We start from the raw sequence: 19815 nt of genomic DNA, 5'->3' as shown, positions 1-19815 counted from the left end.
CCCGACCACGCCCTCGACCGCCAAGCTGAGTTCAACTCAATGACAGATAGAGCTCTACCTCGATGCTTGTCGAGTGTCCATTATCTTCTGCGTTTCTGTGATTCTGTGGCAAGCGCACAGATGTACCGGCCACATCGAAATCAAGCCACACCGAGACTCAGCTCGCGGGAAGAACCCGGAGGCTCGGGACGTCGGTGTCGAGCTCGCCTATCGCACCGAGTGGAATCGTCCACTGGTCGGAGATGTGCCCGAAGGGCGCGCCGGCGAGGCACGGAATTCCGGCGCGCGTTGCTGCCTCGGCGAGGACGTCATCGAGCGCGCGATTGTCCCTGGAATTTTCATTTTTCGGCGGGCGGAAGTTGCCGGCTACGAGCGCGACGCACTGCTGGAGCGCACCAGCGAGAATGAGATGCCTCAACATGCGGTCGATCCTGTAGACCGCTTCGCCTACATCCTCCACGATCAGAATTGCGCCCTCGAAGTTCGGTGCGAACGGCGTTCCGAGAAGGGCGGTGATGAGCGCGAGATTACCGCCGATTATCCGGCCATTCGCGCGGCCGGGCCGCAACACGCGCGCGTCATCGACGATGCCACATGGGTCCCGCTGGTCAACGAGCGCGAGCCGGAGCGACTCGCGCGAGAAATCCGTCAGCCTCGCGCGCGCCGTGGGACCGTGAAACGTTACCAGCCCGCTCTTCCTGTGAATTGCGGAGTGGAGTGCCGTAAGATCGGAGAATCCGATCACCGGTTTTCTTCGGCGGCGCAGCGCTAGGTAGTCGAGGTCAGCGAGCAGTCGCATCGATCCGTAGCCACCGCGGATGCACCAGACCGCGTCGATGTCATCGCTGGCAAAAGCTGCGTTTATGTCCTTGAGGCGATCGGCATCACTTCCGGCGAGATAGCCAAGCTGGGAAGACACGTGGTCGCCCAGCACAGGGACCCAGCCGAACGAACGGACATTTTCCAGCGCCCGGTTGATGTCCTCGGCGCGGCTGATGACGCCGGAAGGGGCGATGAGGGCGACGCGCGCGCCGTCGCGAAGTGGCTGAACCGCACCGAAGATCGAGGGCTGCATGAGCGCCGCAAAGTATTGGCGCACGGCTCGTTGCGCCAATCACAATGTTTCGTGGCACGTGCGTTGCGACCTCTGACAGTGCTTTACATAGCGGAGGCTAGCGTGGCACGCGGCAAAAAGGGGAAGGGCGTTCGTAATCCCGTGGCAGAGGGCGAGGGGAAGTCACAGAAGGAAGGCCCGCCAACTTCGCGGAATCGCGAGGAGAGCATGACCGAATCGGGTGATGATGCGTTCCAGAATCCCCGTTCGAGTGGAACAACTCCGCTCGGGGGCGAGAGCCGGGACGCCGATCCTGACCCGGAGCAGCTGAAGCAGACGTAGCTCGCAAAGGAGTTCACGCGCCGCGGCGGGGCGATCCCTGTTCTGCGGTTAGGGTAAAAACTGCGCGCATAGCTGCATTCGTCAGCCTATCCTCGGCGCGCGTCCTCGCCTGCCGCTCACACGGCAAACCGGCGCTTGCACACGCTCTGAAACGATGCGCGCCACCACACAGGCATTCCGTAGCCTGCGCGAGTGCGCACGCTTCGCTCTGCCGCGGTTCTTCTCTCGAATACGATATCCGTCGAGTGCGCAGGTCCGCTCTTCGCGGAGCTCGGCTTCAGCGACGAGATCGTCCGCGTGGACGATGATACCTGCCAGCGACTCGGTATCAACGGCGAAGTAGAGTCGCCGCACATGTCGCTCGGACCGGGGTCGATGAGGGCTCTCGTCGGAGAATCGAGCGCGGAGCGGCCGGTTCGAGAAACTCTCACCAGAGTTGCGGCGCGCCTGTCCTCGCGCACGCCACACATTCTCTGGCTGGTCATTGTCATTCACCGCGGCGCGAGGCAGATCGCGATTGGCTCATGGTACACGGGCCGAAGCACGCCGCGCGTAGTCGCCCTGATCGCGTCGCAGGAGCACGTTGTAGACAGTGATTCGGAAACGCTTTGCGCGCTTTCGGCAGCGGCGAGCGACTCCGACCTCGCAACTCATTCACGCTGGCTCGAGATCCTCGGGCGCGAGACGGTCAGCCGGAGTTTTTTTCGAGCGATGCAATCCTCGGTGGGCCAGCTTGCTGCTTCCCTTTCGCCCGCCCCTCCGGAGAAGGATAGAAACGAGCTGGCCCTCCTCTATCTCTCGCGCCTGCTCTTTCTCACGTTCATCGAGACCAAGGGATGGCTCAACGGCGATCATGCATTTCTGGCGAACCGGTTCGCAGACTGCATGGTCGGTGGCGGAAGATTTCACGCCACAGTTCTGGCGCCTCTTTTTTTTGGAACGTTGAATACCAGGCCGGCCAACCGTGCGCGCCGCTCGCGCGCGTTCGGCAGAGTTCCGTTTCTGAATGGTGGGCTCTTCACTCGTTCCGTTCTCGAGCGCGCCTCTGCCCACTGCATCTTCACCGACGAAGCGCTGGGTGACGTCTTCGGTCAGCTTCTCACCCGCTACAGATTCACGGCGCGAGAGGACAGTGCGGTGTGGTCGGAGGCCGCGGTCGATCCTGAAATGCTCGGCAAAGCGTTCGAGTCGCTGATGGCTGCGCCAGATCGCAAAACGAGCGGGGCGTTCTACACGCCTCAAACGCTCGTCGAACAGCTTGCCACATCTGCACTTGCCAGTAGACTCCTGGCGAAGGAGGTGCCGGAGACGGCAGTCGTTGCGGCGCTCTCCGGAGAAATTCCCTCACCGGGCGTTCGCGAGCGGCTGCTCGCGGCGACGGGACGGCTGCGCATACTCGATCCGGCCTGTGGCTCGGGTGCGTTTCTCGTCCACCTGATGGAGCGCCTCGCTGCCCTTCGCATTCACCTCGGCGAATCTCGGCCCGTTCATGAGATCCGGCGAGAGATTCTCACACGGTCGATTTTCGGAGTCGACGTAAACTCTACCGCAGTGTGGTTGTGCGAGCTTCGTCTCTGGCTGTCTATGGCGATCGAGGATCCTGAGCGCGATCCAATGAGAGTTGCCGCGCTCCCGAACCTGGATCGGAACATTCGGGTCGGCGATTCGCTCGCGGGCGGATCGTTCGCCAGTGGCTCCGGCACTCCGCGGCCCGCGCGAATTGCAGCTCTCCGCGCGCGGTATGCGCGAACGGTCGGGCGCCGCAAGAAAGTTTTCGCGCGGATGCTGGACCGTATCGAGCGCGACTGTGCGCTGCGGTGCGTCGACCTCGAGATCGTCAGGCTGACGCACGGCCGCCGTGAGCTCCTGGGCGCGCTCCGCACGCGCGACCTCTTTGGAGAGCGGCGGCCGGCCGCACCGCCGGCCAGAGCGCAGCTTGCGGAAATGCGTTCTTCCGTCCGGGCCGCGCAAGCCAGACGCAGGACTTTGCTGCGAGGTGGCGCATTGCCATTCGCGTACGCGACTCAGTTCGCTGATATCAGCGCTGCCGGCGGCTTCGACATCGTCATCGGCAACCCGCCCTGGGTGCGACCGCACAATGTCGACCGTAGCGCCAAAGGCCTGTTCAACCGGGAGTTCAGGGTCTTCCGGGAGTCGGCGTGGCAGGCGGGCGCAGAGAACGCAGCGGCGGCGCCCGGATTTGCCGCGCAGGTGGATCTCTCCGCGCTGTTCATCGAAAGGTCCCTCACTCTGGTGCGCGAGGGGGGAACCGTTGCGCTCATCGTCCCCGCAAAGCTGTGGCGATCGCTGGCCGGTGGGGGCGTGAGATCGTACGTGCTCGGGGAAGGTGAGATCGTTGAGCTGCACGACCTGACTGAATCGAGACAGGTCTTCGACGCCGCGGTTTATCCCTCGGTCATCGTTGTTCGCCGGTGTCGCGCGTGCGAGCACTCCTCGACTTCAGCGCGCGCGGTGGTACATCGCCGCGAATCCGCCATTCACTGGCCCCTCGACACGAAGACCCTTCCCTTCGATGGAACACCTGGTAGTCCGTGGCTGATAATGCCTCCCGAGGTGCGCGCGTCGTTCGAGCGTGTTCATCGCGCCGGTGTACCGCTCGCCGAGTCGCGGCTGGGACGTCCGCTACTCGGCGTGAAGACGGGCTGCAATGAGGCGTTCATTGTCAGACTCGCGCCGGAGCGGAATCCGTCAGGGCAAAACGGCAACCACCATCTGGCCGCGATTGAATCAGGCGATCTCAGTGGACGCGTGGAATCCTCGCTGCTCCGACCGCTGCACCGAGGCGAAACCATTCGCCCGTGGCGGCTTGATGCTCCTCCGGAGCGTATCATCTGGACACACGATGTGCGGGGAGCGGTGCCGCGCCTCGAGCCACACGCTCACCGCTGGCTCAGTGCCTGGAGGCGCGAGCTGGAGGCACGGAGTGATTTTGTCGCGCGTGGGCAGGTGCGCTGGTGGACGATCTTCCGCACCGAGGGCGCTTCATTTACCTCACCGCGCGTTGTGTGGTCCGATTTCGGCCGCTCGCCTCGAGCGGCGGTGTTGGAGGCGGGCGACTCGACAGTGCTGCTCAACACCTGCTACGTCGTGCCCTGTGATGAGCTGGCAGATGCCCAGGCACTTGCGGTGCTGCTGAACTCGCCGGTTGCAGCCGCCTGGCTGAATTCGCTCGCGGAGCCCGCTCGCGGCGGGTATCACCGCTACCTGGGCTGGACAGTCGGGCTGCTTCCTTTACCCTCGGACTGGACTCGGGCGCGAAGACTTCTCGCTCCGATCGCCGATCGAGCCATGCGAGGCACCCCGCCTGGCAGGCACACTCTCATTACGGCGGCGCTCGACGCCTATCGCCTGACGGAGGGGGACGTCGAGCCCCTGTTGCTGTGGGACTATCGGTAAGGATCGTCCGCGCTGGCGCGGTGAAGGAGTTGATAGCGAGGCACATCCTCGCTGAAGACAGCGACCGCCCGACGCCATTCGGCGAGCGCGAGGCTCGTGAGGCGCGGGAGACGCACGAGATGCGCGAGCCGCGGCAGACGCGACTTGGCTCAGTCACACTGCATCCGCATCAGCTCTCGGCGATTCGGCGCATCGAGTCGGCGATTGAGGAATTTGGTGGCGCCCTGCTGTGTGACGAAGTCGGTATGGGAAAGACGTTCGTCGCGCTTGCGATGGCAAAGTCGTTTGCGAGCTGCGTTGTCGTCGCGCCTGCGGTTCTTCGCGATATGTGGTCGCAACAGTCGCAAGTCGCGGGAGTGCAGCTGCGATTTGTCTCATTCGAGCAGCTCAGCCGCGGCCGTCGTCCAGGAGGCCACTTCGATCTCGTGGTGATCGACGAGGCACACCATGCGCGCAATCGCGCGACCCGACGGTACGCTGAGCTCTCACGCATGGTGATGCGATCGCAGGTGCTGCTGCTCTCCGCCACTCCAATTCACAACAGCTTTCGCGACCTCTCGGCGCTTCTCGCGCTCTTTCTTGGATCACGGTCCGAAGCGCTCTCGCGGGCGGAAATCGCCAGGTGCGTGATTCGCCGGGAAGTCGAGGCCGCAGGACTTGCATCCCGGATTCCTGCGACGGGTGCGCTACGCTGGCTCGAGATCACCGACGACCACCGAATTCCAGGGGAGCTCATGGCACTCCCGCCGCCGCTCCCGGTTCGCGACGGTGGACTCGGCGGCGTCCTCATCCAGCGGTCACTGCTACGGCAATGGTGCTCGAGCGATGCAGCGCTCGAATCTGCATTGCGCCGGCGGCTCGGAAGGTCGCTCGCATTGATTGAAGCGCTCGAGAGCGGGCACTACCCATCAGAGGGCGAGCTCTCAGCCTGGACAATAGCAGAGGACTCGGTTCAGCTCGCATTCCCTTCCTTCGTTGCGACGCCGGTGGGTGAGACCTCCGGGATGCTCGAAGCTATCCGGCGGCATCAGGCAGGTTTGCGCGCGTTGTTGCGCTCGCTGAAACGTCTCGCGTCCCGTGACGCAGAAAGAGCGCGGCTGTTAACCGGGGTCCGTCGCGCCCATCCGGGCGTTCCAATCGTCGCCTTCTCACAGTACGCCGAGACCGTCAATGCTTTGCTTCGGGAGCTCCGGGGCGAACGCGGAGTTGCCGCTCTGACCGCAAAGGGCGCCCGTGTTGCAGGCGGGTCGCTCACTCGCCGTGAGACGCTCTCGCGTTTTGCTCCGAGAGCTTCCGGAGCACGCGCGCCTCGCGAGGCCGAGCGTATCGATCTCCTCCTCACTACAGATCTGCTGAGCGAGGGCGTGAATCTTCAGGACGCCGGCGTTGTCGTTCACCTCGATCTTCCGTGGACGGGAGCGCGTCTCGAGCAAAGGATGGGACGTGTGGCGCGCCTCGGCTCTGAACGTCGTCAGGTGTTCGCGTATGGAATTCGGCCGTCTCACGCGGGCGAAGCGTTGATCCGGATCGAGTCGACGATCACGAGGAAGCTGGCGGAAATGCGGCACGCGATTGGCGCAGTCCGGCCCGTGCTGCCCGGGGATTCTCATGAAACCCCTGACAGCATTCCCGCACCCAGCAGCGCGGCAGAGCGAATTCGGGCCATCCTTAATGGCTGGATGGATGAACGGCCGTCGCAGGAATCGATGCCAGCAGTGGAATGCAATTCGATCCGCGTGGGGGCCGTCGCCTCGGAACGCAACGCCTTTCTGGCGCTGTGCACGGTTCAGGGGAAGTTCGTGCTGCTCACATCCGGCGCGCGCGGCATGAGCGACGACCCCGCGGAGCTCCTCGAGACGATGTTCGACGCTGAAGGCGCGGCGGCGGATCCGGCGCGCGAGATGATCGAGTCTTCGTTGCGGTCGGTCGAGCAATACTTCCGCGCAAATCGAACGATCGGCGCGGCGTCCGGGATGACGGCTGTCGCACTGGCGAGGCGAGCCGCTTTACGGCGGGTCTCCGCGACGATCGAGCGCGCGAGACCTCACATGCGGACGCGACTCGTCCAGCTGGGAGCCGCAGCACGGCGCGCGATACTCGGACGCATGAACTCAGCGGCCGAGTCGGAGCTTGCTCAGATGGTGTCGCTGGAAATACCGGACGAGGAGTGGCTATTGGCGGCAGCGGGATTCGACGATTCCACGCGGGTCGGTGCGAGCCCAGCGGAAAGCGGCGAATCGGACGATCATCCACGAATAGTCGCGCTGCTCCTCCTGCAGCGCCGTCCTTCAGTCATTGCCAGCGATAAGGACTGATCGTCAAGCGCGATCTTCTTGCCACGTTGTATGCGGCCGTGCTTCTTAAGGTCGCCCGCAGTACCACTGACTCCCGCCTTCGCGAAAAAATTCCAATGCACCGTTGCCCCACCCCGCGCCCTCTGCGTCCCACGATAATCGCTGCATCTCTGATTGGCTTTGCCGCCTGCGCAACCGGGACTGCTCCCGCGCGGTCCACCGGCTCGCCCATCGTTTCGGCCAGCTCGTCCGAACGGATCGACGCCGCCATGAACGCGCGGATTCGCGCCGAGGGCATGCAGCGGTCGCGGGTGTTGGAGACCGCGATCATGATCTCCGACGTTCACGGACCCCGCCTCGCCGGCTCATCCGGATACATGACCGCCGCGAATTGGGTACGCGGGCAGCTCGCCGAGTGGGGAATCAGCAATGCCCGTCTCGAGCCATGGGGAAAGCGCGGCAAGGGATGGGAGCTCGAGCGGTTCTCCGTGGAGATGCTCGCGCCTTATTACCTCCGCATCACAGCGATTCCAAAGGCGTGGAGCCCCGGAACGATGGGGACCGTCAGCGGCACACCCGTTCTCGTCACGATCCGCGGCGACTCGGATTTCGTTCGATACCGGGGCAAGCTTCGCGGGCGGATTGTCATGAATGGACCGATCGCACTTCCGCGCAACCGGTTCGACGCACTGGCGCGGCGGTGGACCGACGCCGAGCTCGACTCCCTCTCGCGCATCACCGACCCGGGCGAGCCGCGAACGTACTGGGAGGACGCGGCAGGATTTATCGAGGGGCTCGCACGTCGCAAACGGATCGACGATTTCTTCCGCGATGAGGGCGCGGCGGCGCTGCTCGAGCCAAGCAGAAATCCCAACGCGATTCTTTCTTCCAGCCACATCTCATACGTAACCGACCGCACGGGCGCCGTACCCGCATTCGTCGTCGCGCGGGAGCAATATGACGCGGTGCTTCGCCTCGTCGAGCGCCAGCGGCCGGTACGGCTCGAGCTTTCCCTCACCTCGCGCTTCACTCAAACGGATTCGCTCGGCTACAACATCGTCGCCGACATTCCGGGAACTGATCCCCAGCTCGCGAAGGAGGTCGTGATGGTGGGCGGCCACTTCGATTCATGGCAGGCCGCCGTCGGCGCAACCGACAACGCGGCCGGCTCTGCCGTCGCGATGGAAGCGATGCGCATCCTGAAGACTCTCGGCGTGAATCCCCGGCGGACGATACGAATGGCGCTATGGGACGGCGAAGAGCAGGAGGACTACTTCGGATCAATGGGCTACGTGAAGCGCCACTACGGAGATCCGGAGTCGATGCGCCTCCTTCCCGATCACGCGAATTTCTCGGCGTACTTCAACGTTGACCACGGCACGGGGCGAATCCGGGGCTTCTTCCTCCAGGCCAACGCCGCTGCTCGCCCGATTCTCGCCGCGATCCTCGAGCCGTTCCGCGATCTCGGAGCATCGACGCTGAGCATACGCAACGACGGCAGCACCGATCATATGCCGTTTGCGTCCGTCGGGTTGCCGGCGTTCAACACCATTCAGGACGAGATCGATTATGCGACGAGAACGCACCATACATCTCTCGACTTTGCCAACTATTTAATAGAGGACGACTTGAAGCAGGCGGCCGTCGTGATGGCTTCCCTGCTCTACCATACGGCGATGCGCGACGAGCGAATGCCGAGGACGCCGCTGCCGCAGGCGAAGAGCGCAGCTCGATGATATGTACGAGTATGGCTATTCAAGCCATACAGCGTAAACCGTTGGCCTCGATCAGCCGCTCATCAGTCGCTGAAAGCGAGGGTAGCCGCGAAGTGGCGCGTACAGGGGTGAAAGTCGCAGCTCGTTCCTGCTGACATTCGAGGGCGACGCTAGGAGCTGCTCGAGGTGGATTGTGGCGGCGTCCAGATCTCCGAGCCTCATCTCTATGAAAGCGCGCCGCTCCAGGTGATCGAGTGCGCCATAGGCATCCAGGGAAATGGGATGCAGCGCCATCGCCTTGTCGATCTCCGCAAGCGCATTGCCCTTGTTGCCGAGAACTGCCTGTGCCACCGCCATCAATGAATGATGCAGTGCCTCATCGGGCTGGTCGCGGATTCTTTCGGCGAGGAGCCTCGCCGCAGAGTCGGCATACGCGCGCGCCCGGGTCTCGTTTGCAAGGAGGTGATAAAGCCTCGATTTGTCCATGAAAAAATCGGCTCGCTCGCCCTGCTCGGGCGACCACGAGACACTTGTCATTGCGTCACGCATGACTGGATCTAGTATCGCAGGCCACGTCATCCTGAATGCCGATCCAGCAGCGGCGGCCCGGTCGGGGCTTGCGTCGAACTTGCGCCTCAACAGTCGGACCGAAGCGGGAACATCCCGGTCGCGGGCGATGGCGATCCTGGCTTTGCCGTATAGCGCGTCTTCGCTATTTGGGTCGACGATCAACGCCCGGTCAAGAAGCTTCTCGGCGTCGTTGTACTCGCGGAGGAAGATGTGAGTATTCGCATAATCGGCAATAAAAGAACCTACTCGGGGCTCGAGCTCGATCGCGCGCGCCATGTTCGCTTTGGCTTCCGTCCACTTCCCCTGCCGTCGCTGTATCGCTGCCTTGTAGAACAGGATCTCAAAATCGCTTGGACGCGCGCGCTCCGCGACCGCGAGCTCCTGGAGCGCCTTCGCGTACTGCAGGAAGCCGTGGTAGTGGTAAACTCCAAGCGCAAAATGCGCATCAGCCAGCGAGGGATTCAGCGCAAGAGCGCGATCGACGGCTGCTTTCGCCTTGCGCAGCCGCTCCGAGCTGCGATCGCCGCTGAACCAGTACAGCTCCGTGTGTCCGAGTGAAAGTCGGGCGTGGGCTTGCGCAAATTTCGGGTCGAGAGCCACCGCTCTCTCGAGAGCCGTGACCGCAGAGCGGATTAAACGCTGGTCATTGGTTTGCCTCAACAGATCGTTACCGCGCAAATACAGACTGTACGCTTCAACATTCTCCGTTGGCTTCGCGACGAGCGTCGCCTTCTCCGGCGCGAGCAGGGCAATGTTGAGGGCATTCGCTACCTCTGTCGCCACCTTCGACTGCACCTCGAACATCCCCGAAAGAACAGTCTGGTAGGCGTCGCCCCACACTTGTGTCGCGTCGGAAGTACGCAGCAACGCCGGGCTCACACGGACTATATCCTTTCCGTCGGCGCGATCCCATCGAACGGTTCCGGTAAGGACGTACTGCACGCCCAGCTCCTTCGCGATCTGTTGTGGTGTCTTGTTCGTCGCCGCATACCCACGCGCACTCTGACGCCCGATGACTCTCAGTCCTCGGACGGAGGACAAGCGGTTTGTTATCTCCTCGGTCATTCCATCGGTGAACTCCTGGCCCTCAGCGCGCCCGCGGTTCTCGAAGGGCAGGACGGCAATTGCGGGCACCGTTTCAGCTGCGTCAGTCGTGGCCTCGCCGCGCCGCATCACCACCGCGCCCAGAACAAGGAGCAGGACTACTGCGAGTCCGCCGCCGGCGAGGGCAGCGCGCGGGATTCTCGAGCTTCGCTCCTGCATGCGCGGAAATGAAGTCGTCGGTGCAAGGCCCCCGCTCGGTGTCGAGAGCGCGTCAAGCTCGTGCACGACTTCCGCGGCGGTCTGTGGGCGGTCCGCCGGCCGCTTTTCGAGGCACCACATCACGAGATTCGCGAGCTGCGCCGGAATGGCAGCGCGGCGTTTGGTAACCGGGTCGGGCGCCTCGGTGACGTGCGCCGCCAGCGTTCCCTGTGGCGACCGTCCCGAAAATGGCGTAGACCCGGTGAGAATCTCGTACGCTATCACGCCAAAGGCGTAAATGTCGGCGCGGTAGTCGGTGTTCGGGTCGGCGGTGGCCTGTTCCGGAGCCATGTACGCAGGCGTGCCAAGAGCGACGCCAAGGGAAGTGAGAGAGCTTCCCGGGGCCGATCCGCTCGATGCAGTCAACGCTTTGGCAACGCCGAAGTCGGTCACCATCGCCGACCCGCCAGAGATGAGAACGTTCTCGGGCTTGATGTCACGGTGGACGACCTGATTCTCGTGAGCGTACGCGAGTGCGGAAGCCACTTCGCGAAGGATGCGGACTGCCTCCGATACGGGCAGCTCTCCGCCTTTCGCGAGGCGCGCCCTCAGCGACTCGCCTTTCACGAAGGGCATCGTGAAGTACGGCAGGCTGTTAGTCTCGCCGGCCGATAGAAGCGGCACTATGTGCGGATGCTGCAGGCGGGCAGCGAGCTGTATCTCTCTCCTGAAGCGGTCGATGCTGACCGCCGCCGCCATTTCCGGCGGGAGCACTTTGATAACGACTTTGCGGCCGAGCGACGCCTCTTCGGCGACGAAGACGCGCGACATCCCGCCGCCGCCGAGCTCATGCTCGAGTCGATAGCTGTCGCCGAGCGTGGTTTGCAACTGTTCGCGCAGCTCTTCCATCCGCTCGCCGCACCCCTGGGAAAGTGTGCGCTAATCTAGGTGTGAATCACGGCCTGAGCCACGAAGCAATGGAGTGCGTGTGGGCTACCACCGTTCAGTAGGTCGTTATGCTCCCGAGAATGCCCGTCGATGTGCATCCGCCGTTGGGGTCACAGTAAGGTCGGTGTCTCATTTGCCGGCGGCAGCAGCAGGTGGCGGGGCATCCGAAAAGAACGTGTTCTGCGAGGAAATCGTCCTCCATGCGGTCCCGCGTTTCGTCATGACCATTTTGAGGTGCGCCTTCACGGGACCGTTGGCGCCTGGGCCGCTCGGCGGAGTAGGCCCGGCAAGCTTGAGCGTCAGGTCGAAATCCGCTACGAGAACCGTCGGGCTCAGGCGCCGGGCCTTCCGCACCTTACCGTCGACGACGCTCCGCTTGAAAGGTGCGTTCCACAGATCAACGTGCATCTGGACGATGCCATTTCGATCGTTCCACACGTTTCCCGATGGATCGACGAGATCAGCGTCAGGCCAATAGAGGGCGCGATACTGCGAATAGCCAAGTGAATCACCGGCAGCGGCGCGGTTCCACGAGGCGATAAACTTCGATAGCGCGGTTGATGCCACCTTCTCGACCTCAGAGTCCGGCGATTGCGCCGTGGCCTCCGCGGTAGCAAGCGTGCCGAGAAGCAAAACCGCGGCGATGACGGTTTTCATCATTCGATTCCTCCCTTCGCAGCTGGCTAAGTTACGCGGCTCACGAATACCGGCTAGGCCGCGACAGGAAACGGCCCCGGACGAACGCCAGTCCTGACCTTATTCCGCCTGCACTGGCTTCGCGCTCTGTACCGGCCCCGTCACCTGCACGGCGCGCCGGTAGTAACCACGCAACTCGCCCAACAGCCAGGCGGTATGCCCTGCTATCTGCAACGGCAGAGTTGCCAGGAACGTCGCGCCCCGTCCAGCGACGCGCGCCTCGCGGAAAGCGCGGGCCAGCACGAGCAATAGCGCGGCGGGAAAAGCCGCGATGTGCCCAGCGGCTCTCAGCCGGGTCCACCGCTCGAATTCCAATCGGGTTGAAGCGAAGTCCTCACCGCGAATCAGCCGTTCGCGCACGAGCGATATCGTCGACCCGCAGTAACGGTGAACTACCACTGCACGAGGCTCGAACCATGGCTTCCATCCAAGAGTCGCTGCGCGCCAGCTGAAAAGCGCATCGCCGGCGAAGCGCTCGCCATCGAATGGTCCGGCCGCGTTCCATACATCACGCGAGCATGATGCGTTGGCGGTACCCGCGACCCACGTCTGACCCGGGGGCAATCGCCTGAGCCTGAACGAATACTTGCAAAGATGGACGCCACGCTCGAACCAACCGGTGATCTCATTCATCTCGATTGCGCCGCAGGTCAGTGCATGTCCTGCCTCGTGTGCGGCAAGCAGTCGCTCCAGCCAATCCGGCCAGGGGCGACAATCGGGATCCGTGAAAACGAGGAGCTCTCCGCGTGCTTGCTTCGCGCCGAGATTCCGGGCGGCGTGCGGAAGAAGCCGATGCTCCGCCTGCTCGAAGATCGCCCCACGAAAACCGTCTTCTACCAGTCGCCGCGTCGTCTCGTCGGTCGAGCTGTTCACGACGATGACCTCGAAGTCACGGAACGTCTGCTCGCGAAGTCCCGCGAGACAATCCGCGATCGTGTCGCTGGAGTGGTACGCGGGAATGACGATGGAGATACGCGGGCGGTTCACCGGTCACCGACCCGCTCTGTTTCGAGCTCCCAGCGGAGGGTCTCTCGCTCCGCGGTGCCCGCGCCGAATAGATACCCGAGCGATTCGCCGAGAGCATCGAAGAGATACTCTACCGCAATGACGGGCAAGCCCAGAGCGACAGTCACCCACAACTCGCTTCGCCCCCGAAGCCCGATGAGCAGCCTGCCCAGACGAATCGCCGGCGAGCCCAGCGGAGCACCGATGCCATGGATCAGTCTGCGCGTCCGCGTCCAGGACTGAGTCTCCGCGCGCTTGGCAGCGAGAAGACGGCAGTAGTGATGGCCGGTGATGCCTTCCTTCGTGACACTCGTGAAATTCTGATGCGCCGCGACCGCCCGGGATTCGACGAACATCGCGATGCCGCGCTTGTTGAGAACTTCCTGAAAGTTGAAGTCAATGGCGAGCAGGTCATCCAACGCTGACCCGAAGCTCAACAGCAGGTCGCGCCGGTAGGAGACATTGTTTCCACTGAGCAGCCCTGCCCGGCCGCGCCTGGCTGGATGAACGAATGATCCGTAACGGGCCATCAGCGACGAGCGGCTGATGTATGACTCGGGATTCGCGTTGGTGAACGCGTACCCAATTCCAGCCCAGGGGCTGCTGTACGCTTCAATGAGAACCTCGGCCCAGTCGCGTGCCGGAAAGCAATGGTCTTCGATGAACGCGACAATCTCGCCGCTCGCGAGACGTGCACCCTCGGCGCGCGCCACTCCCCAGCGCACGATATCCGGGCGCGATGCGTAGGCGTGATTGACGAGCTCGGGAATTCGCAGCCGGTCGGTTTCCGGCGGGGCGAGGTCGACGACCACAATCTCGAGAACTTGCACAGCGGTTTGCACTGCGAGCGCATCTACGACACGCTGGGCGCGCGCTCGCTGCGAACCGGCGACGAGAACGGCCGAGATCCGCGCGCCGCCAACGCCTGCCTTCATCACGTGAGACTCGAGGGATTCAGCTGCGAGCTCCGCTATACCTTGCGGACAGGCCCGCGGTATCGGGCTAGTTGCGCATCGCTGGTGAGAAGTGTGATGCCTTCGGTCAGGGCCTGCGCCAATAGCATTCGGTCGAAGGGATCTTTGTGCAGCGGAGGCAAGCCGTCAATGTTCACCGCGTGCTGGCTGGTAACAGGCAGCTCGGTATAGCCGTTGTCGAGCAGGCCCCGGCGCAGCAATCGAGGCTCGACGCGGAAGTCATCGCGCCCGAGGGAGTTTTTGATGGTGATCTCCCACAGGCTGGCTGCGCTGAAGAGGATTTCGTTCTTCGGGTTCTTGATTTGCTTGCGGGCCGACGCCGAGAGGCGGTCCGGCTGGCCGGCTGCCCAGAGCAGGAGCTGGGTATCGAGCAGGAGCTTCAATCCTCGGCGCCGAAAAGGGCGGCAATGTCGCTCTCACCCATCGTATTGAAGTCTTTGGGCACGGCTATCTCGCCCGCGAGGAAGCCCAACCGTTGCGGCGCTTCGGGTGCGTCAAGTGCAGCGACCTTCACCAGAGGCTTGCCCGCTTTGGCGATAACAAACGCTTCGCCCTTCACGGCCTGATCGACCAGTTTCGAAAGCTGGGTCTTGGCTTCGTGGATGTTCACGGTGACCATGGTCCTCACGACTAAGTTGACTGGACTAAGTCTATCAGTGCGGGGCTGGTCACGTCAAGCGGTAACCGAATCGCTCCCGTCAGTAACTCGTACATCAGACCCTGTTTGAGAGACCGGCTTTTGACGAGCTAGGCTGCCGCAACGAACGATGGGCGAGCCCGTCCGTCACTGCGTGGGTTAGAGACTGCGAAGCCCGTCGACCAGTTCCTCCGCGAGGACGACAACAGACGCAGCGAGTGTCTCGGCCGTCTCGAGAGGGCCTGCGGCACGCACTGCCATTCGAGTCCCGGCTGCGTTTGGTGATCCGAAGAGTCGAGGGAATTCCTGAATCGCACGCTGAGTGGGTAGACTAGACAGATCTTTCGCGAGCAGCCTGCCGAAGCGTATGAGCAGCTCGTCTGTCGGTACTGTCTTCAATAAGCGATAGAACATCAAGCGCGTCCTTATCGGTCCGGCGATCGGGTACGCTCACTCGGTCGAGAATCTTGTGAACCTTCGCGACCAATAGTGCCGAAGGCCCAGCGACTGCCAGCTCGAAACGACGATCGTCTCTGGGATCGAGAGCCGCGATCGTTCGCACGTCATGATCGACAAGTGAAGCCTCCAGACCTGACACCTTTCGCGCAGCTGTCTTCGCGTGCGGCGGGATTCTCGCACCACGACGACCTGGACCACTCAGGGAGTCGGGGACCAGCAAATCGACCGAAACAATCCTGGGAATGCCCTCGACGTTCACCGAGGCTTCCCATATGCCAACCTGGCCTCTTGCCGCCCGGAAATCTGCGCGAACGAGCGCCACCTCGAGCAGGGGTTGTGGCGCGAGGTGCCGTGGGTCGATTGCGAGGTCGGCGTCAGTGGTAAACGGTGCTACAGCGAGATCAGCCTCTCCGGCGTGAATGTAGACCGCCTGCGCACCTACCAGGACAAGAGCATCCAAGTGTGCGCTCAGTGCACCTATGGCATCGAGCAACACTCCACGTGCTGCAACGTATAGCGGATCAGGCGCGCCAGGCACTTTCGTTATTCTCCATCCACGATAGCAGAGCGCCAGCCTCCGAGGGTTCTCGTCCGGTGCCTGTGAAAAGGTCAACCGCGCACTGAGATGCGGCGACGCAGATGAGACCACCCTCTTTGCGCGTGCGCTGCCAGACAACGGAGTCGAACGGTTCCAGCAGCAACACGTTCGCGCCTGCTTCGACCTCCCGAAGCCCGAAGGCCGCTGCGGCTTCCGCCGCCCCTTCGACATAGCACGAGAGGGTGCGCACGCTCGCCGTCGATGCAGCGCGCGGAACCGCTCGCGATCCAGTCACCGCCCACTTCCCTTTGTACGTGATCAGTCTCTTCAACAGACTGTCAACGCTTCGCGGCTCTAGAAGGGCGAATGATCGATTCGTTCCCGTTACCGAATAGTCCTGCGCCCATCGTCGCAGCAGGTCCTTCCATCTGACTATCGAAACAGTTCCCTTCTTATCACGCGAGACGACATCCTCTCCCTGGAGGAGAGTCAGAATTCGACTGACATAGCCCGGGTCGGTCTCCGCGCGCCGCGCCAGTTCTCTGACTCCGACCGGTGGCTTCCAGTCGCAGAGAGCGCGAACGATGCGCCCAGCCGAGCTCCCTTTAAGTGATTTTGAGCCGACACGCGGCGGTGCCGGATCTCGATCAGCGCCGCGTGACTCGATAAATAGTGCAGGTCGGTCGAGAACTATCCGCACGTTTCCCGTCAGGTCGAGGTAGGAAACGCCGCCAGTGCGAAGCCGCTCCCGTGCCATGGGGCTCAGGTAGCTCGTCATTAACAGGCTACCGGTTGCCCTGTTTTCGCGAGCCGCCTGATTAAGCCGCGGGGCCAAGTCGGCCGCCTGCGCGGCACTAATGCGTTGTTTGACCTCTACGACCAACGTGGCTTTGCTGCCGTCTGAGCCACGCACTTGTAGAAGGGCGTCCGGCCTGTAGCCCTTGCCACGGGGTTCAATAACGTCGGGCGCAACAGACCAGCGAGCGGGCAAACGGTTGCCGAGCGCTTCAATACCGCGTCTGAACAGGCTGTTGCCAAAAACTGGTCTGTTGCGCATATCGTGCAACATAGCTGATTTGCGCAACAAGGCAAGGGTTTGTGCCCAGCCCTTTGTTCACGTCAGCTAGATCTGGCCGAAAAGCTTCCGTACGCGCAGGCGCTTCCGGGATTGTTCCGCGCGCCAGAGATCGTGCTGCATCTGCTGGTGGAGCCAACTCTCCGCAGTGGTATCGAACGCGATCGACAGGCGAATCGCCATCTTCGGACTGATGCCCCCACGGCCGTTGAGAATGGCCGACAAGGTATTGCGGCTCACGCCGAGAGATGCCGCAGCGTCGGTCACGCTCAGGTTCAACGGCACCAGGCAAAGTTCACGAAGAATCTCTCCCGGGTACGGCGGGCGGTGCATGCGAATGGTCTTCATCAGTGATAATCCTCACAGCGTAGCCGCCTGACTATCGTGCTTGCCAGCCGCACGTAGACAGATGCTCAGGGTATCGGCGAAGACTCCCGTTCGACCGTGGCGAATTCGGATCGATAGAAGTCGAGCGTTTTCGCAAGTTCAGCAGTAGATCTGCGGGCACTTCATGCTCCGCCAACAGCCCCGCGGCGACGGCGCGCGGTACCGTTTGCGCTGGATGAATGCGGTTGTAGAGCACGTAAAGGTCCCGAGCAACCCCATTGTGAAATTCGTGGATGGCCGCGCTGACCTCGTGCGCGGCAAGTTGCTTCTCCTTCCATTTGTCGAAGGCGGCCGACAGGCGATCCAGTTCGCGCGCGAGCTCGCGCTCATAGGCGACGCCGGCGAGGCGCCGCAGCAGCTTTCCTTCACTCCGGCTGATGGAATCCACGATCATTGGTCAGCCTCGAGCGTCTGGCGCCGAGCGGAGCAGAACGCGCCTGGCAAGGTCGCGCCAGACGGTGAGATCCCATGAACGGTTCGCCGCCCGGCTTGTAGACGGCGCGACGAAGAGCCCGTGCGGCCGATCCGCTCCGATTGAACGCCGAACTCGACTCGCCTTGAGCGCAGGAACTCCTCTGCTGCTCGCTTGCTGTTGAAACAAAGATATCGTGGCTGACTGATCATGATCTCCGCCCGCAATTGCAGCGCGTCCCTTCGACCAAAACGGATCTGCGTGTCGCTTCCCGCCTGGTCCGGGTTCACAACGCGCTTGAGCTCACGCACCATTGATGGTTGATGGTCCACTAGGGCCGCCACTAGTTGTAGCGGTCGAAGTGTCCTGAGGCGCAACAAGAGTGCGCCGGACGAGGTCCCGAGTCGCGAATAGCACCATGGCTGCCTGGTCGCGGGATGGCACCGGTATCCGTTCCTTCGCGTGTACTGCAGTGATTCGGCTCGCGTTTACTATGTTAGCAATACTTGGTAACGAAGGATCCAGATACTCGCTCGGTAGCCGTTCGCGGATTGACCTGATTAGAGGCCCGACCATCGCATTCGGGTCCGGTGTGATGGAGTGGCGAAGCAGCACTTCTTTAAGGCACACCTCCAGTATCTTCCCGCAGAGTGCGATCACTGCGATGAAGCACTCGTCATCGAAACAGATCCGAATCTCGTCAAGCGTCTTGAGGAAGTCATCGCGATAGACCTCATTGAGATTGACGGTGGCGCATTCAATCTGGAGACTTGACACTGCCTCCGACACCTCGGTTCTCGCACCGCCGATGAGGGCCCCAACCTCCCGCTTCAACTCGCCGTCCGACTCCGCTAGTTCACGACCTCGCTTGGTAAGCCGATACCCGATCCACATCCCACCTTTTGATCCGAACATCGGCTGTGGATCGCAGACGAGGTCCAAAAGCGACAGCTGTTCTATGTAGGTAGTGGTTACGGCGGCGCCGGCTCGACTTAGTTCTTCACTCTTGCTTGGATCTACGGTTTCGGACCGGCCACTTCGAACACCGTGGCGAAGGATCGCGCGGATGAACTCAAACTTTAGAGGGATTGGCATCGTCGCACCGCTGGAATGGAACGCCGAGTCGCTATTTGGATAGTGTCTAACGGCTTCACAGAAGCTACAAGCGAATCATAAAGTAGCGAGCGGAGCGAGCGACATTAATCTTGTCAAATTCAGCGAGTGTTAGACGACGCTCGGACACAGACCGGGTACATCGGTAAACGACTACTCCGGGAACATGGGTAACACTCCTTCTAAACTGCATGGCTAAGCCTTGTTCTGCGAGGGTAGCGATGCCCTTGGAGACTGTCACCTGTGGAAGAGCGAATACAGTCCATTGGCGATGCACTCAGCGATCGCTTCACGATGTCGGAGCTGTGTGCTCGGTATAGCATCAGTCGTCGGTGCGGCTACAAGTGGCTGCCGCGTTATGAAGAGAAAAGGACGACGGGGACCCGCGATCTCCGGTGACCGGAATCGACGATCTCTCGCTGATCCCGTGGAAGCGTTAATGAAACAGGGAGGCCCTCAGAGGGTGACAGAATTTAGAGAAACAGGGCGACATCTTTTTGAGAACACATGTGCCACGGTCTTCTCTCAACTCAGACAGTTACAGGCCGGTATTCGAAAGAGCCTTCCGTGACCACGGGCTACTGCCCGCAATCCGCACCGACAACGGCGTGCCCTTCGCAAGGCCATTCACGGATTATCGTATCTCAACGTGTGGTGGATGCGTCTTGGCATTCAACATCAACGCATCTTGCCTTGACGACCCGACCAGAACGGTGCGAATGAGCGAATGCATCGCACACTGAGACGTCAAGCCGTTCGCCCAGTGAAGAAAACCTGCGCTGCACAGCAAAGAGTGTTCGATTCATTCCGTCAGGAATACAACGACGTCCGTCCTCACGAGAGGCTGAATCAGGAGACGCCGGCATCACACTACACCGAATCGCCGCGCCTTTATCCATCGCGGATGCCGACCCTCGAGTATCCAGGTCACTTCGTC

The 19815-nt window shown here is 62.1% G+C and carries 16 protein-coding genes; 6 read left to right on the top strand and 10 right to left on the bottom strand.

From position 1 onward, the window contains the following. Nucleotides 1-157: 157 nt before the first annotated feature. Nucleotides 158-1099 carry an LD-carboxypeptidase gene (locus tag VES88_07450; protein ID HYN81320.1) on the bottom strand — a complete coding sequence of 314 codons (942 nt, stop codon included), beginning with the start codon at nt 1097-1099 and terminating at the stop codon, nt 158-160. Nucleotides 1100-1177: 78 nt separating this feature from the next. Here VES88_07450 and VES88_07445 point away from each other — a divergent pair, with 78 nt between their 5' ends. From VES88_07445 to VES88_07430, 4 genes are all read left to right on the top strand, one after another. Then, on the top strand, nt 1178-1396 hold the full coding sequence (locus VES88_07445) for a hypothetical protein (protein HYN81319.1): 219 nt from the start codon (nt 1178-1180) through the stop codon (nt 1394-1396). A 192-nt stretch (nt 1397-1588) separates the two neighbouring features. Next, nucleotides 1589-4813, top strand: a complete 3225-nt coding sequence (locus tag VES88_07440; protein ID HYN81318.1) for an N-6 DNA methylase — start codon at nt 1589-1591, stop codon at nt 4811-4813. Nucleotides 4814-4833: 20 nt separating this feature from the next. Beyond that, entirely contained in the window at nt 4834-7128 is a 2295-nt protein-coding gene (locus VES88_07435; protein HYN81317.1) for a DEAD/DEAH box helicase, read from the top strand. 95 nt (nt 7129-7223) lie between these two features. Beyond that, nucleotides 7224-8843: a M28 family peptidase gene (locus VES88_07430; GenBank protein HYN81316.1), complete on the top strand. Its 1620-nt coding sequence runs from the start codon at nt 7224-7226 to the stop codon at nt 8841-8843. Nucleotides 8844-8894: 51 nt separating this feature from the next. Here the strand turns inward: VES88_07430 and VES88_07425 are convergent, their stop codons facing one another. From VES88_07425 to VES88_07385, 9 genes are all read right to left on the bottom strand, one after another. After that, complete coding sequence (locus VES88_07425) at nt 8895-11543, bottom strand: protein kinase (protein ID HYN81315.1); 2649 nt, start codon at nt 11541-11543, stop codon at nt 8895-8897. 168 nt (nt 11544-11711) lie between these two features. Then, nucleotides 11712-12242 carry an SgcJ/EcaC family oxidoreductase gene (locus VES88_07420; protein HYN81314.1) on the bottom strand — a complete coding sequence of 177 codons (531 nt, stop codon included), beginning with the start codon at nt 12240-12242 and terminating at the stop codon, nt 11712-11714. A 96-nt stretch (nt 12243-12338) separates the two neighbouring features. Then, nucleotides 12339-13265, bottom strand: a complete 927-nt coding sequence (locus VES88_07415; protein ID HYN81313.1) for a glycosyltransferase — start codon at nt 13263-13265, stop codon at nt 12339-12341. Next, nucleotides 13262-14218 (bottom strand): glycosyltransferase, encoded by a 957-nt coding sequence (locus VES88_07410; protein HYN81312.1) that lies wholly within the window; start codon nt 14216-14218, stop codon nt 13262-13264. Before VES88_07410 ends, VES88_07415 begins: the two co-directional genes overlap by 4 nt. A 35-nt stretch (nt 14219-14253) precedes the next feature. Beyond that, complete coding sequence (locus VES88_07405) at nt 14254-14640, bottom strand: type II toxin-antitoxin system VapC family toxin (protein ID HYN81311.1); 387 nt, start codon at nt 14638-14640, stop codon at nt 14254-14256. Beyond that, complete coding sequence (locus VES88_07400; protein HYN81310.1) at nt 14637-14876, bottom strand: type II toxin-antitoxin system prevent-host-death family antitoxin; 240 nt, start codon at nt 14874-14876, stop codon at nt 14637-14639. The genes VES88_07405 and VES88_07400 overlap by 4 nt, the downstream gene beginning before the upstream one ends. Before the next feature lie 349 nt (nt 14877-15225). Beyond that, nucleotides 15226-15891, bottom strand: coding sequence for a GSU2403 family nucleotidyltransferase fold protein (locus VES88_07395; protein ID HYN81309.1), 666 nt, complete (start codon nt 15889-15891; stop codon nt 15226-15228). Then, complete coding sequence (locus VES88_07390) at nt 15875-16669, bottom strand: hypothetical protein (GenBank protein HYN81308.1); 795 nt, start codon at nt 16667-16669, stop codon at nt 15875-15877. The genes VES88_07395 and VES88_07390 overlap by 17 nt, the downstream gene beginning before the upstream one ends. A 345-nt stretch (nt 16670-17014) precedes the next feature. After that, entirely contained in the window at nt 17015-17314 is a 300-nt protein-coding gene (locus VES88_07385) for a HigA family addiction module antitoxin (protein HYN81307.1), read from the bottom strand. Nucleotides 17315-17477: 163 nt separating this feature from the next. Here VES88_07385 and VES88_07380 point away from each other — a divergent pair, with 163 nt between their 5' ends. Both VES88_07380 and VES88_07375 read left to right on the top strand, forming a co-directional pair. After that, a complete protein-coding gene (locus tag VES88_07380) occupies nt 17478-17825 on the top strand; it encodes a hypothetical protein (protein HYN81306.1) in 348 nt (115 codons plus the stop codon). Nucleotides 17826-18365: 540 nt separating this feature from the next. Then, nucleotides 18366-18539, top strand: a complete 174-nt coding sequence (locus VES88_07375; protein ID HYN81305.1) for a hypothetical protein — start codon at nt 18366-18368, stop codon at nt 18537-18539. Nucleotides 18540-19815 lie beyond the last annotated feature (1276 nt).

Source organism: Gemmatimonadaceae bacterium, from assembly GCA_035633115.1.
GTDB lineage: Bacteria > Gemmatimonadota > Gemmatimonadetes > Gemmatimonadales > Gemmatimonadaceae > UBA4720.
Note: the sequence above shows the minus strand (reverse complement) of the source record. Positions and strands in the feature narration are given on the sequence as shown.